This window comes from Roseofilum reptotaenium CS-1145, from assembly GCF_028330985.1.
GTDB classification, from domain to species: Bacteria; Cyanobacteriota; Cyanobacteriia; order Cyanobacteriales; family Desertifilaceae; genus Roseofilum; species Roseofilum reptotaenium.
In genome coordinates, this window is record NZ_JAQMUE010000075.1 from 123,831 (window position 1) to 135,231 (window position 11,401).

An 11,401-nucleotide genomic window follows, 5' to 3' on the forward strand; every position below is an offset into this window, starting at 1 on the left:
CATAATCAAGATTGATTTCCCTTCCTAGAGAAACTCCTAAAAAAACTCCCAATTTTCCCCAAATAAAGTCCAATGCATTTCTAGAGTTGACCTGATACATTACTGAATAATATTCACTCCGAATCTGGATGTAACAGCCAATTGTTATTGGTCAGGTTTCGTATTTGTTTGCTTGAGATGGACATGGATCTATGGCTTTAATTTCGGCACAGGAGACATTTAAAAATTGGCAATCTGCCCAAACAAGTAACAGAACATGGTCTAATTTACAGCCATTGTGTCAAGTCTGTGGACGACAACACTCGAGCTTTGACCATTGGGACTTTATGCAGACCTTGCCTCAAGATCCCGTTGAATTGGTCGATGACCTGGTAAAAATGGGGATCTATAAAGAAAATCAACTGCGGGCAGCCAACACGGTTAATGCCTATGAACTCCGCAAGACCTTATTTTTGAAACGAGTAGGTCGGGGCGACCCCAAACGGGAAAAGCTCATTTTAGCCCTTTGTCAACAAGCTGGGGGCTTAGAAAATGCTTTTGCTGCTGCCTTTGGCCCCCAAGCTGGACAATTCTTTGGGGATGCCATTCGCAATGGCAAATCCACCCGTCGAGAATTTCTACGCAATATGGCTGTCGGGGCAGCCCTCGTTAGTTTAGCCAGTTGTGCAGATGGGGGTTCAGGAGAATCGGAAGCAGAAGGCGAACCCGTAGCTGCCGCAGACGTGGAAAAAACCGATCTGCAAATTGGGTTTATTCCCATCACCTGTGCCACCCCCATTATTATGTCGGAACCCTTGGGCTTCTACAAAAAATATGGGTTTAACGCCAAGGTTGTCAAAATGCCCAGTTGGGGTGCCGTTCGGGATTCGGCGATCGCCGGAGAACTCGACGCTTACCACATGCTCGCCCCCATGCCCATCGCCATGACCCTCGGTTTGGGATCGGCTGCCTTCGGAGTCAAACTCGCCAGCATCGAAAACATCAATGGCCAAGCCATCACCGTTGCCGAACGGTACAAAGGGCAAGTCAACGGCCCGGCAGACTTCAAAGGCTTTACCATCGGCGTTCCCTTCCCTTATTCCATGCACAACCTGCTGCTGCGCTACTACTTAGCCACTGGTGGCATAGACCCCGATGTCGATGTGCAAATTCGTCCCGTTCCTCCTCCCGATAGCATCGCCCAACTCGTCGCTGGGGACATTGATGCCTATCTGATGCCCGACCCATTCAATCAACGGGCAGTTTACGAAGAAGCAGGCTTTATCCACATGCTCACCAAAGAGCTATGGCCGGGACACCCCTGTTGTGCCTTTGCCGCCAGCGACCAATGGATTGAAGCCTATCCCAAAACCTTCCGCGCCCTGAATAAATCCATTATCGAAGCCGCCGGGTATGCGAGTAACCCTACCAACCGTCCAGAGATCGCTACCGCCATTTCAGAACGAGCCTTCCTCAACCAACCTGTAGAAGTGGTGGAAGCCGTCCTCACCGGTAACTTTGACGATGGCAATGGCAATACCTTAAATATCCCCGATCGCATCGACTTCGATCCCTATCCCTGGCAAAGTTTCGCCAACTGGATTTCCTCCCAACTGGTGCGCTGGGATCTGCAAGGAGACGGTTTAGCCCCCAAAGCCATTCCCGAAAAAGGCTACGACACGGTAGGTAAAGACATCTTCTTAACCGACCTTGCCCGCGAACTTGCCCAGGAACTCGGCCAATCTCCCCCGTCTGATATCTATCGCACAGAAACCTTGAAGTTTGATACCTTCGACCCCGCCGATCCAGCCACCTATGTGCAAGAACAGATTGATGAATATGGTGTTTAGTAAAACAGTCGTTAACCGATGACCCTCACTGAATCAACCCCAATCTCCATTAAACGGAAGCAACGACAAAACCCATTGTTGAACGAGAATGTTCAAGCGTTTGCCCTTTTTATTGGCTCCTTAGCGCTCTTTCTCCTCTTCTGGGAAGTCGGCGCTCGTGCAGAACTGTTTGCCAAAGGAGTGCCTACAGCCTCTAAAACCCTATCTGAATTGTGGTGGTGGATTACCCATCCGTTCTTTAACAATGGCCCCAATGATTTGGGCATTGGTTGGAACCTGTTGATTAGTTTGCGCCGGGTTGCCATTGGTTATCTTTTGGCTTCCATCGTCGCTATTCCGTTAGGCATTTTAATTGGCATTTCCCCCGTGGCCAGAAAAGGATTTAATGCCTATATTCAACTGCTCAAACCCGTTTCTCCCTTGGCTTGGCTTCCCCTAGGGTTGTATCTGCTCAGAGATTCTGAGAATACGGGTATTTTTATTATTTTCATCTCTAGCATTTGGCCCACCTTAATCAATACGTCATTTGGGGTGGCCAATGTAAACCCTGATTATTTAGATGTCTCTAAAACCCTGGGTGCTTCTCGGCTCCGCACCATTTTTAAGGTGATTATTCCCGCCGCCCTGCCCAATATTATCTCTGGTTTGCGGATCAGTATGGGAATTGCTTGGTTAGTTATTGTTGCCGCAGAAATGCTTTTGGGAACCGGCTTAGGATATTTCATCTGGAATGAGTGGAATAACCTCTATATTCCCAACATCTTGGTCGCAATTTTTATTATCGGCTTAGTGGGGCTGATTCTAGATAGTCTTTTTGCTACTGCCGAGAAATTTGTCACATTTGGTCGAAACTAATGAGTATTAGTCCTTTGAATTTTAACCCCGTGACTCCCACAGATGCTTCACCTTCAGCTCAACTGTCAATCCGCCAGGTGACTAAGGTCTTTGAAGGTAAGCAAGATATCTTTAGTAAGATCCAGCGGAAAACCTCTCGAGACTTTGTGGCGATCGAAAATATTAGTCTCGATATTGAACCGAATACCTTCGTCAGCATTATCGGGCCGTCAGGTTGTGGTAAGTCTACCCTACTCAATTTGATCGCTGGTCTTTCCACTATTACGAGCGGCGAGATCTTACTCAATGGTTCCCCCATTCAGGGGCCAGGGCCCGATCGCGGTATGGTGTTCCAAAACTATGCTCTCATGCCCTGGATGACCGTAGAGGAAAATATCCATTTTGCTGTGGAAACGGTCTATCCCAAACTCTCGAAACGGGAGATCGGGCGCGTTGTTAAAGAACACATTCAATTAGTCGGTTTGGTGGGTGCAGAAAAGAAACATCCCCACGAAATTTCGGGAGGGATGCGTCAGCGCGTAGGAATTGCTCGCGCACTAGCAATTAATCCCCAAATTCTACTGATGGATGAACCCTTTGGCGCGCTTGATGCTCTGACCCGGGGCTTCCTCCAAGATGAGATCGAGCGCATCTGGGAACAGGAACGCAAGACTGTGATCATGATTACCCACAGTATCGAGGAAGCACTGTTGCTTTCCGATCGCATCGTCATGATGACACGAGGACCAGCCGCCGGGATCGATGAGATTCTGGAAGTGCCTTTCCCTCGACCTCGGAATCGGGAAGCGATCGATCTCCATCCTGCTTATCACGACTTGAAAGCCGAGATGGAAAGTCATCTATTCCGAGAAACTCGCGCTGTTGAAGAAGCAAGGGTGAAAGGGCGATAAGGCACTTTGCGCGGCAGAAGGGTAATAGGTAATGGGTTTTATCCCTTTTTTGAAAAGTTAACTTTTAACCATAGGATAACAACCCCCATCTCCCTATCCCCCCATCCCTCCACCTTGCCATTTTTCGAGAATTAAAACCCCTGTAATCCTATACATTGCACACTTAAAAACGAGGAATTTAACTATGGCTATCTCTGAAGTCACTCAAAAACTATTAGCGGCTAAAAAAGCGGCTGGCGTAAGCTTTGCTGATTTAGAAGCCAAGGTGGGTTGTGATGAAGTTTGGATTGCTTCGGTGATCTATCGTCAGGCGAGCGCTTCCGTGGAAGAAGCCACCAAAATTGTGGAAGTCATTGGTGCAGATGCATCCCTAATCGAACCGTTAACCGAGTGTCCCGTGAAAGGCTCTCTAGAGCCGGTGATTCCCACTGATCCTCTGATTTATCGTTTCTACGAAATCATGCAGGTCTACGGGATGCCTATTAAAGCTGTGGTTCATGAAAAATTTGGCGATGGCATTATGAGCGCCATTGATTTTTCTGTGGATGTAGAGCGCGAACCTGACCCAAAAGGCGATCGCGTCAAAATCATTATGTGCGGTAAGTTTTTACCGTACAAGAAATGGTAACTCTTGTCTTTATGTCTTTATGTCTTTAGGGTGGGCAAAGTTTGGCTCACCCGAACTACCTCGAAGAATACTGAAATTACAGCCCAATTCAATGACTGCATCAGCAAAAAAACTGGTTCCCCCTTTCGATCGCGAAACGGCGATCGCCAAAGTCCGGATGGCAGAAGATGCCTGGAATAGCCGAGATCCAGATCGCGTCTGTCTGGCCTACACCGAAGATAGTTTTTGGCGCAATCGGGCGGAAATCTTCCAGGGAAGGGAAGCGATTCGTAACTTTTTACGCCGCAAATGGGATAAGGAACTGGACTATCGCCTCGTTAAAGAAATGTGGGCCTTTGGCGAAAATCGGATTGCCGTGCGCTTTCAATACGAATGGCGTGATGATTCGGGTCAATGGTATCGTGCCTATGGCAATGAAAACTGGGAATTCGATGCGAGTGGCCTCATGCAACGACGAGAAGCGAGTATTAACGATCGCCCCATTGCAGAAACAGAGCGTCGTTTTGATTGGCCCCTATCGAGTCCTCGACCCCAAGATCATCCGGGATTAATCAATTCACCAGAATAGATTGTTACCTTACCGATTTCCCCAGACATCTAAGAGGGTAATCATTCGCTTGTCTCCAAGTCCTTTCACTCGTTTAATGACATCGCTGAAGGACTTGAATGGCTCTTGTCTGCGGGCTGTTTCGATCGCATCAATCAACTTATCAGCCGTTTTACCACGTATATTGGCGATCGCCAATTTTTCCAGCAGTTCTACTGAATTTGCATGATTCAATAGCTCCAGTAGCTCAATTTTCGCTGGAATTTGTTCCTGTAAGCCATTAATCTGCTGTTGCAAATCCTTGATAGCCTGCTGGTGAGTCTGTTTCATATCTTGTAGGGTAGCATCGAAGCGAGATTCTAAGTTATTCAAACGTTGCTCTACCGCTCCCATAGATACAGCCTCTGAACCTGTATTCACCACCTGAGTCGGTTGAGAATGCAGCGCCGAAACCTGCTCTAATGCTGCCTCTTGCAACTTTGGCGGAACCACAAACGCATTCACCATTTCCGCCGCACGAGGGTTAATTTCCTTCGCTCTAACGGCTGCATAGTATTCACGATCGCCTGCTAATACCTCATAAGATTCTGGCCCAGTTTGTTTTAAAATTAGAGGCATTAATAACCCATCTGACTTGAGAATACTTTGAGCCAAATTTTCTAAATCATCTACAGCAAATTCTGAACGAGAAACGTTTGAGTTAATACTTTTAACATCCACTAAATAATACTTGCTCATGATTACAGGCCTATTTTTTGCATTACTTCAGACGACAGATTTCTAAATTCTTTGACAGAATCACCGTCGCGATCGAACTCAAACACCGATTTCGGGTCAGGAATTTCCAAATCTCCTCGACTGACTGTTTGATTCACACAATGGGATAATGCCACCCGTTCATAGATGATCGTCTGCAACATCGGAAGCTGATAACGTTGTAAGACCGCTTCTTTTTGTTTGGGAAACACAAACTCCACGTATTTAGGGTTAGTTAAAATCTTAGAAGCCAAAACCCCTAACACTTCCAAGGGGTCTTTACTAATCGTTGAGCGAGTTTCATTGATTTCACGAATAAAATTTTTCACGTTAGTCAAACCCTGATTAGAAAAGGGTTTCATGTCCGAAGGAATAATCACAAAGTCGGCTGAAATCAGAGCAATTTGAGCATAGAGATCTCTAGAGGGTGGCGCGTCAATAATTACGATATCATAGCGATCTTCTACTTGTTGAAGCTTGTTAGTGAGGCGAAACGGAACAGCACTTATACGATTGAGTCTATCTTGTTCATCAATCAGGGTAATGTGGGAGGGGACAACATCAATTTCTGGGATATTAAACCCCTTTGATTTACGGGCAATTTCTGGAATAAAATCAAACTCACCCGAACTCAGAATTTGCAGAACATTCCGATCTTTAAGATTATCATCTTCCTCAAATTGAAACTTAATTAACCCTGTAGCAAACGTTGAGTTAGCCTGAGCGTCAATATCAATGAGTAAGACACGCTTGTTTTTGTTGCTAAAGGCAGCAGCAAGATTCACAGCCGTGGTGGTTTTCCCGACTCCACCTTTGTTGTGATAAATCGCAATAGTTTTCATGAGATGTGGGAATTATTGTCCGTTCTCGATTTTACACCTGCGCGTCACGGATATAGAAGAAGCTTAACAAATTGTACGGAGTTGGTCGCGCACCTGCATCAAAATAACCCCTAACCGGTTTTTCCCACTTCCGTCTTTTCCACATCCCCAATAGTAGTCAATGGGAGAGTTTTCGATGATTTCGTCTTCTCCCGTTCCTAATAAAATCTGCCGTAGCTCTTCATGAGTTTTAAACTTTTGCAACACTGCCTGCAACATAATGTCCTCTTTCACCTGTTCCCAATCTTCCCGTAGGGGATGGGTGCGATCGCGTCCCATTTTTGCCGCTTGTTTCGGGGTTTTCGCCATTTGAATCTTCTCACGCCAGGGGCGATCGGTGGTTACAAACTTCTGCGCTTGGAAATAATGCTCGCTGGTGGGCCACCATAAGTCATCTAACGTAAACCCATGGGCCGAAAAATTGGAGAAACAACCATAAGGCTTTTCACGAGTAGAATAGAAGTAAATCGTCATCGTTCCTAGTTTACAAATCATTGAGTACCGCCCCAACTTCCATTTTATACGGTAAACTAGGTCAGCGATCGCTCAATCTCATTCCCCATTACCAGAATATGAAACGCCCAATTTCTCGCCGTAGCATTCCCCCAAAAATTAGTACTATTCCCCGTCAACAGTCGGAAGCATCGGATTATCTAAATCTCTATCAACTTGCAGTGGAAAAACAGCGACTTTCCCAGGAACTGCAAACGATTGAGCAAAGAAGTCAGCAAATTGAAAAACGTCTGGCTGTAATTAACCATCAGATGGATCGACTAAAAAAAAACACCCCATCTCCCGGCGCTACCAGCGTTTCTAATCCTTCCTTGCCTGGACTCAACCCGACCAAACAATCATCAGGGCGATCGACGGGTTATGAGACATTCATGTTAGATTACTAGAGAATTGAACTACTGGTTTTCTTTGGCATCACTCGCCACATTCGCTATCATTTTCCCTCAATCTCCAGTCGATCCAAAATCCTTTGCAATGCTACCTTGAGAGCAGGTAAATCTAACTGTGTAGTTTGCCAAACCACCTCTAGATCTACCCGAAAATACTCATGAATCACCATATTCCGCATTCCTCGAATCTGATGCCATGGAATTGTTGGGTCGGCTGACTCCCAATCCTCAATTGAACTCGCTACCGCTTCCCCAATGACTGCAAAACTGTACAGCACTGCCCGCAATGCTTGCGGATTCTGAATAAACGCCTCAAAACTCAAGTTTGAAGTGGTTTCTTCAACTACGGTAATTTCAGTTAATATATCCTGTACCCGTAGCTTGAACTCTCTAGATTGCACGAATTCTCTCCTTCAAGACAGTTTCCCGCAAGTGGGGACGCAAGGAATTGGGTGTTCCCAGGTCTACGGAACACCTCAACAACTCCTCCAAATATGCCTGCAATCCTAGCAGTGTAAATAACCCAACGGGGCGGCTAAATTCCACTAAAATATCCACATCACTATCTGGGGTAGCCTCATCCCGTGCCACCGAACCGAATAAAAACAAGGCTTTTACCGCAAATTGCTCCAGGTTCTCTCTATGGTGATTTAATTTGTCTAAAACCTCCTGCCTTTCCATTCACTGATTCCCTCCAAATAATTGTTCATTGTTCATTGTTAATTATTCATTATTCTCTTCTTCTAGTTCCTGAATCGCCAGTAAAAGCGCCTCTTCTTGTTCCTCAAATTCTTCTTCGGAAATATCACCCATATCAAATGCCAACTGGAGGGTGAGCAATTGCTTATTCAAATCTTCTTTATCATTTAACTCGGCATTGGCATGTTCTAGGACTTGTTCGCCAATCCAAAGCATCCCTTCAATGGGGCCGAGAACGGGTAGAGTCAGTAAGCGTAAAATCATGGTTGCATCCCAGAGGTTAGTCCTCTAATTTAGCGAAATTGAATGGAGCGGTAAAATTATTATATCGGATTCGCAAACGGCCTTCAAATTGCTGATCTAAATGCTCAACTTGCTGTGAGAATTTTGGCTCATCATCCCAAGGAATCAGATATGCCGTATTATAAATCATGGCATCGGTAAGGGACTCATTTTCAATGACCTCGATCGCCAACGGATTCAGAACCTGTTGAAATTGAGCAATAATCCCATCTTGGCGATGTTGCAAAGCTTGTTCCAATGCTTGACCAATGCCAATCACCTGATCCATAGCGAGTGGTTGTCCTTCCAGGCGATCGCGTTTTGCTCTTAACTCCTCATTTTCGGCTAAAAGCTGTTGTAACTCTTCCTCCATCTCCCACAATACCTTAACACTGACCTCTCGATAGCCCTTAAGCTTCTCAAATAAATGCTTTAACTGTTCTCGATAAGGCTCAATCAGCAGTGCTTGCACCTCTTGCCAATTCTCCACCGTTAACCCAAATTGCAGAGGTAAAACCGTCCGATATCCCGCTTGCATCGCCTCTTCTAACACCTGTTCGTGGCACAGTAGGTTCCGACGACTGGCTAAATATCGGTCTTGCTTGGCTTCCGAGCAAAGAAAGGCAAATCCGTCCACTTGATGAGCATGAACCGGTTGTTTGTCCAATCCCAGCAAATCTAAGTGTTGCGGCCCTGGAGACGGAAAAATACCATAAAGATAAAACGCGGAACAATCATTCATCCGAGATTCTGACATGAGGTTGATGGGTCTATCTTATCAGTCTGGGCGATCGCTAAGGCGGTATCCCCTATTCCCTATTCCTTAGTGCAAAGTGCTATTAAGTCATCTTTGTCACCCATACGGTACACTGGTAAAGCGCTTTTCATCCAGTGTAAACTTTATGGGTCGCAAGAAAGCAACTGTTAATTATCTGATCGTCGATGACCTCAGTGTTCCCCCCGAAGACCAAAAAGGAACCCTGATTGCTGTTGAAGGTCGTCGCAACACCGAACCCAATCGCCAAAAAGCCCTAGACAAGGCGATCGAATTGTGGCAAGAAGGTCAATTAGAGGGATTTGCCGATGGGTTATCCCTGGAAAATGTGATTTTTGCCCCTGGAACCTCCGGGACGGCTACAGAGGCATATAGTGCCTCTTCAGAGGAAGAATTGCCCTTACAAAAAGCGGCGAGAGATGTCATTACCCTGATCGATTTATTGATTCATCGCGGGGAAGCTATTCAAGAAGCAACCCCCCTATTGCCGATTTTAGAAGCGGCTGAAAAAGGGCAAAAACTGACTGAAGAACAGACCGCACAGGCTAGGGATAGATCCTTTAGTAAAATTCTGACTCGACTGGCCACCTCGGTGACCGAGCATCAAACGTTTGTGGAAACCCCTGGGGTAATGGAATCTATCCAAATGATTATTGCGATTATCCAAGATGATCGCCTGATTACCCCAGAGCAAATTTTACCGCCTTCCTCTAACGAAACCGAAGAGGAAATAGAGGACGAGGACGAGGACGATTCCCCATGAGTCAAGTTTCCCTCCAGGAACTCATTACTGGGGCAAAAGCGGGTCAATTGGTGAGCTTTCCTACAGATACCGTACCTGCTTTAGCCACTTTGCCCCATTGTGCCTCCCTAATTTTTGAGGCCAAAAACCGTAGTTTCAAGAAACCCCTAATCCTGATGGGGGCGGTTCCCCAAGACCTCTGGCGGTTTTGTCAAGGGACTCCTGAAGAGGAGTTGATTTGGCAACAGGTGGCTGCCCAACATTGGCCGGGAATGCTCACCCTAGTCTTACCCGCATCATCGGCCGTTCCTCAAGCACTCAACCCGCAAAATCCGACGAGCATTGGGTTAAGGATACCGAATAGTGCGATCGCCAAAACCATTCTCGCTCAAACCGGCCCCCTAGCCACCACCAGTGCCAACCGTTCTGGCCATCCTGCCCTACACAACCTAACCGAAATTGCCACTGAATTTCCCCAAGTCCTTACCCTTAGGGGGGATGAATTCAACCCAGAGAACTCACCCAGTGGTATTCCCTCCACCGTTGCCCGTTGGGCAGGGAAAGATTGGGAAATTTTACGGCAAGGAGCGGTTAAGCTGTAAAATCTCATTTCCCGAATCGCACTAGAATAAATACAAAATCAATTGGGGATTCACTCACTACCATGGCTTGGGGGAATTGGTTAGAGTTTACATCTGGAGTGATCGTAGGGATAGGGGGCCTCAGTATTAGTCGGACCCTGTGGAAGAACCGGAAACGCTCAAGGAAAACAAAAATGAAACGCAATTATTCTGCCTCCTCATCTGATACGGATGAAGTGCAACAGCTTAAACTGGCTTATCAAATGGCAACTGATATGGCCCAGTTCAAGCAAGGATTTTTAGGCAGAATTTCCCATGAATTGCGATCGCCATTGAATGGCTTGATCGGAATGCATCAACTCATTCTCAACGATCTCTGTGATTCCCCAGAAGAAGAACGGGAATTTATCGCCAAGGCCCATGATTCCGCCCTCAAATTAATTAAGCTCATTGATGAAATGGTGATGATTTCCAAAACTGCGCACGGCACGGATGTCATGGAGATTGAAACCATTCCTTTAACCGAAGTCTTTCAAGATATCTATGATTTAACCTACTTGCAGGCAGCCAATCGAAATTTACAGCTCGATATTGTAATGCCCGATCCCGAAATTTATGTCAAAGCTGATTTACGCCGCCTCAGACAAGTATTAACCAGTTTAGTCGATAGTGCGATCGCCCATATGAGTGAAGGCTCCATTCACCTTCATGCCGATCCTGTTCCCGAAACCCAACAGGTTTATCTCTATCTCGAAGACCAACGCTCCCCCGACTGTTGGCAAGAACCAATTGATTTATTAAATACGCCCCCTAACCCCGAGTTAACTTGGAATGGCTCGCCCTCTCCTGGACTCACCATGATGGCGAATAAACTGCTCTTAGAACTGATGCACGGCAGCTTAGAGTTACTAAACATTCCCTCGAGGGAATCCTCTATCCAGCCCGAAACCAGTCGTATCTTATGTAAATTGCCTTGGGGTAGCTCGGAACCTGAACGTCCAATCCATGCAATTACAGATTAGAAATGTCTGGGT

The 11,401-nt window shown here is 46.2% G+C and carries 16 protein-coding genes; 9 read left to right on the forward strand and 7 right to left on the reverse strand.

Annotation, left to right across the window (positions count from 1 at the left end):
• Positions 1-191: 191 nt before the first annotated feature.
• The 5 genes from PN466_RS13990 to PN466_RS14010 all read left to right on the forward strand — a co-directional run bounded on the left by PN466_RS13990 (position 192) and on the right by PN466_RS14010 (position 4,770).
• Positions 192-1,829, forward strand: coding sequence for an ABC transporter substrate-binding protein (locus PN466_RS13990; RefSeq protein ID WP_271940252.1), 1,638 nt, complete (start codon positions 192-194; stop codon positions 1,827-1,829).
• A gap of 18 nt (positions 1,830-1,847) precedes the next feature.
• Positions 1,848-2,684 (forward strand): nitrate ABC transporter permease, encoded by an 837-nt coding sequence (ntrB, locus tag PN466_RS13995; RefSeq protein WP_271940253.1) that lies wholly within the window; start codon positions 1,848-1,850, stop codon positions 2,682-2,684.
• Positions 2,684-3,574, forward strand: coding sequence for an ABC transporter ATP-binding protein (locus PN466_RS14000; protein ID WP_271940254.1), 891 nt, complete (start codon positions 2,684-2,686; stop codon positions 3,572-3,574). The genes ntrB and PN466_RS14000 overlap by 1 nt, the downstream gene beginning before the upstream one ends.
• Before the next feature lie 184 nt (positions 3,575-3,758).
• Positions 3,759-4,202 carry a cyanase gene (gene cynS / locus PN466_RS14005; RefSeq protein WP_271940255.1) on the forward strand — a complete coding sequence of 148 codons (444 nt, stop codon included), beginning with the start codon at positions 3,759-3,761 and terminating at the stop codon, positions 4,200-4,202.
• A gap of 91 nt (positions 4,203-4,293) precedes the next feature.
• Positions 4,294-4,770: a nuclear transport factor 2 family protein gene (locus PN466_RS14010; RefSeq protein ID WP_271940256.1), complete on the forward strand. Its 477-nt coding sequence runs from the start codon at positions 4,294-4,296 to the stop codon at positions 4,768-4,770.
• Positions 4,771-4,779: 9 nt separating this feature from the next.
• Here PN466_RS14010 and PN466_RS14015 read toward each other — a convergent pair whose 3' ends face one another.
• The 3 genes from PN466_RS14015 to PN466_RS14025 all read right to left on the reverse strand — a co-directional run bounded on the left by PN466_RS14015 (position 4,780) and on the right by PN466_RS14025 (position 6,860).
• On the reverse strand, positions 4,780-5,487 hold the full coding sequence (locus PN466_RS14015) for a ParB N-terminal domain-containing protein (RefSeq protein WP_271940257.1): 708 nt from the start codon (positions 5,485-5,487) through the stop codon (positions 4,780-4,782).
• A gap of 2 nt (positions 5,488-5,489) precedes the next feature.
• Positions 5,490-6,347 (reverse strand): ParA family protein, encoded by an 858-nt coding sequence (locus tag PN466_RS14020; RefSeq protein WP_271940258.1) that lies wholly within the window; start codon positions 6,345-6,347, stop codon positions 5,490-5,492.
• A 63-nt stretch (positions 6,348-6,410) separates the two neighbouring features.
• A complete protein-coding gene (locus PN466_RS14025) occupies positions 6,411-6,860 on the reverse strand; it encodes an NADAR family protein (protein ID WP_271940259.1) in 450 nt (149 codons plus the stop codon).
• A gap of 20 nt (positions 6,861-6,880) precedes the next feature.
• Between PN466_RS14025 and PN466_RS14030 the strand changes: the two genes are divergently transcribed.
• Positions 6,881-7,285, forward strand: a complete 405-nt coding sequence (locus PN466_RS14030) for a sugar ABC transporter ATP-binding protein (protein ID WP_271940260.1) — start codon at positions 6,881-6,883, stop codon at positions 7,283-7,285.
• A gap of 47 nt (positions 7,286-7,332) precedes the next feature.
• Here the strand turns inward: PN466_RS14030 and PN466_RS14035 are convergent, their stop codons facing one another.
• The 4 genes from PN466_RS14035 to gvpF are packed head-to-tail and all read right to left on the reverse strand — an operon-like array spanning position 7,333 to position 9,011.
• A complete protein-coding gene (locus PN466_RS14035) occupies positions 7,333-7,689 on the reverse strand; it encodes a HepT-like ribonuclease domain-containing protein (RefSeq protein ID WP_271940261.1) in 357 nt (118 codons plus the stop codon).
• Positions 7,679-7,969 (reverse strand): nucleotidyltransferase family protein, encoded by a 291-nt coding sequence (locus PN466_RS14040; protein ID WP_271940262.1) that lies wholly within the window; start codon positions 7,967-7,969, stop codon positions 7,679-7,681. Before PN466_RS14040 ends, PN466_RS14035 begins: the two co-directional genes overlap by 11 nt.
• A gap of 42 nt (positions 7,970-8,011) precedes the next feature.
• Positions 8,012-8,251 carry a gas vesicle protein GvpG gene (locus PN466_RS14045; protein ID WP_271940263.1) on the reverse strand — a complete coding sequence of 80 codons (240 nt, stop codon included), beginning with the start codon at positions 8,249-8,251 and terminating at the stop codon, positions 8,012-8,014.
• A gap of 16 nt (positions 8,252-8,267) precedes the next feature.
• A complete protein-coding gene (gvpF, locus tag PN466_RS14050; protein WP_271940264.1) occupies positions 8,268-9,011 on the reverse strand; it encodes a gas vesicle protein GvpF in 744 nt (247 codons plus the stop codon).
• 160 nt (positions 9,012-9,171) lie between these two features.
• Between gvpF and PN466_RS14055 the strand changes: the two genes are divergently transcribed.
• From PN466_RS14055 to PN466_RS14065, 3 genes are all read left to right on the forward strand, one after another.
• Positions 9,172-9,807, forward strand: a complete 636-nt coding sequence (locus tag PN466_RS14055; RefSeq protein ID WP_271940265.1) for a hypothetical protein — start codon at positions 9,172-9,174, stop codon at positions 9,805-9,807.
• Positions 9,804-10,388 (forward strand): L-threonylcarbamoyladenylate synthase, encoded by a 585-nt coding sequence (locus PN466_RS14060; protein ID WP_271940266.1) that lies wholly within the window; start codon positions 9,804-9,806, stop codon positions 10,386-10,388. Before PN466_RS14055 ends, PN466_RS14060 begins: the two co-directional genes overlap by 4 nt.
• 173 nt (positions 10,389-10,561) lie before the next feature.
• Complete coding sequence (locus PN466_RS14065) at positions 10,562-11,389, forward strand: sensor histidine kinase (protein ID WP_271940267.1); 828 nt, start codon at positions 10,562-10,564, stop codon at positions 11,387-11,389.
• Positions 11,390-11,401 lie beyond the last annotated feature (12 nt).

Bases quoted from the DNA above. Each gene is read 5' to 3' on its own strand.
- PN466_RS13990 (WP_271940252.1), top strand. From the start codon at position 192: ATGGCTTTAATTTCGGCACAGGAGACATTTAAAAATTGGCAATCTGCC.
- ntrB (WP_271940253.1), top strand. From the start codon at position 1,848: ATGACCCTCACTGAATCAACCCCAATCTCCATTAAACGGAAGCAACGA.
- PN466_RS14000 (WP_271940254.1), top strand. From the start codon at position 2,684: ATGAGTATTAGTCCTTTGAATTTTAACCCCGTGACTCCCACAGATGCT.
- cynS (WP_271940255.1), top strand. From the start codon at position 3,759: ATGGCTATCTCTGAAGTCACTCAAAAACTATTAGCGGCTAAAAAAGCG.
- PN466_RS14010 (WP_271940256.1), top strand. From the start codon at position 4,294: ATGACTGCATCAGCAAAAAAACTGGTTCCCCCTTTCGATCGCGAAACG.
- PN466_RS14015 (WP_271940257.1), bottom strand. From the start codon at position 5,487: ATGAGCAAGTATTATTTAGTGGATGTTAAAAGTATTAACTCAAACGTT.
- PN466_RS14020 (WP_271940258.1), bottom strand. From the start codon at position 6,347: ATGAAAACTATTGCGATTTATCACAACAAAGGTGGAGTCGGGAAAACC.
- PN466_RS14025 (WP_271940259.1), bottom strand. From the start codon at position 6,860: ATGACGATTTACTTCTATTCTACTCGTGAAAAGCCTTATGGTTGTTTC.
- PN466_RS14040 (WP_271940262.1), bottom strand. From the start codon at position 7,969: ATGGAAAGGCAGGAGGTTTTAGACAAATTAAATCACCATAGAGAGAAC.
- PN466_RS14045 (WP_271940263.1), bottom strand. From the start codon at position 8,251: ATGATTTTACGCTTACTGACTCTACCCGTTCTCGGCCCCATTGAAGGG.
- gvpF (WP_271940264.1), bottom strand. From the start codon at position 9,011: ATGAATGATTGTTCCGCGTTTTATCTTTATGGTATTTTTCCGTCTCCA.
- PN466_RS14055 (WP_271940265.1), top strand. From the start codon at position 9,172: ATGGGTCGCAAGAAAGCAACTGTTAATTATCTGATCGTCGATGACCTC.
- PN466_RS14060 (WP_271940266.1), top strand. From the start codon at position 9,804: ATGAGTCAAGTTTCCCTCCAGGAACTCATTACTGGGGCAAAAGCGGGT.
- PN466_RS14065 (WP_271940267.1), top strand. From the start codon at position 10,562: ATGAAACGCAATTATTCTGCCTCCTCATCTGATACGGATGAAGTGCAA.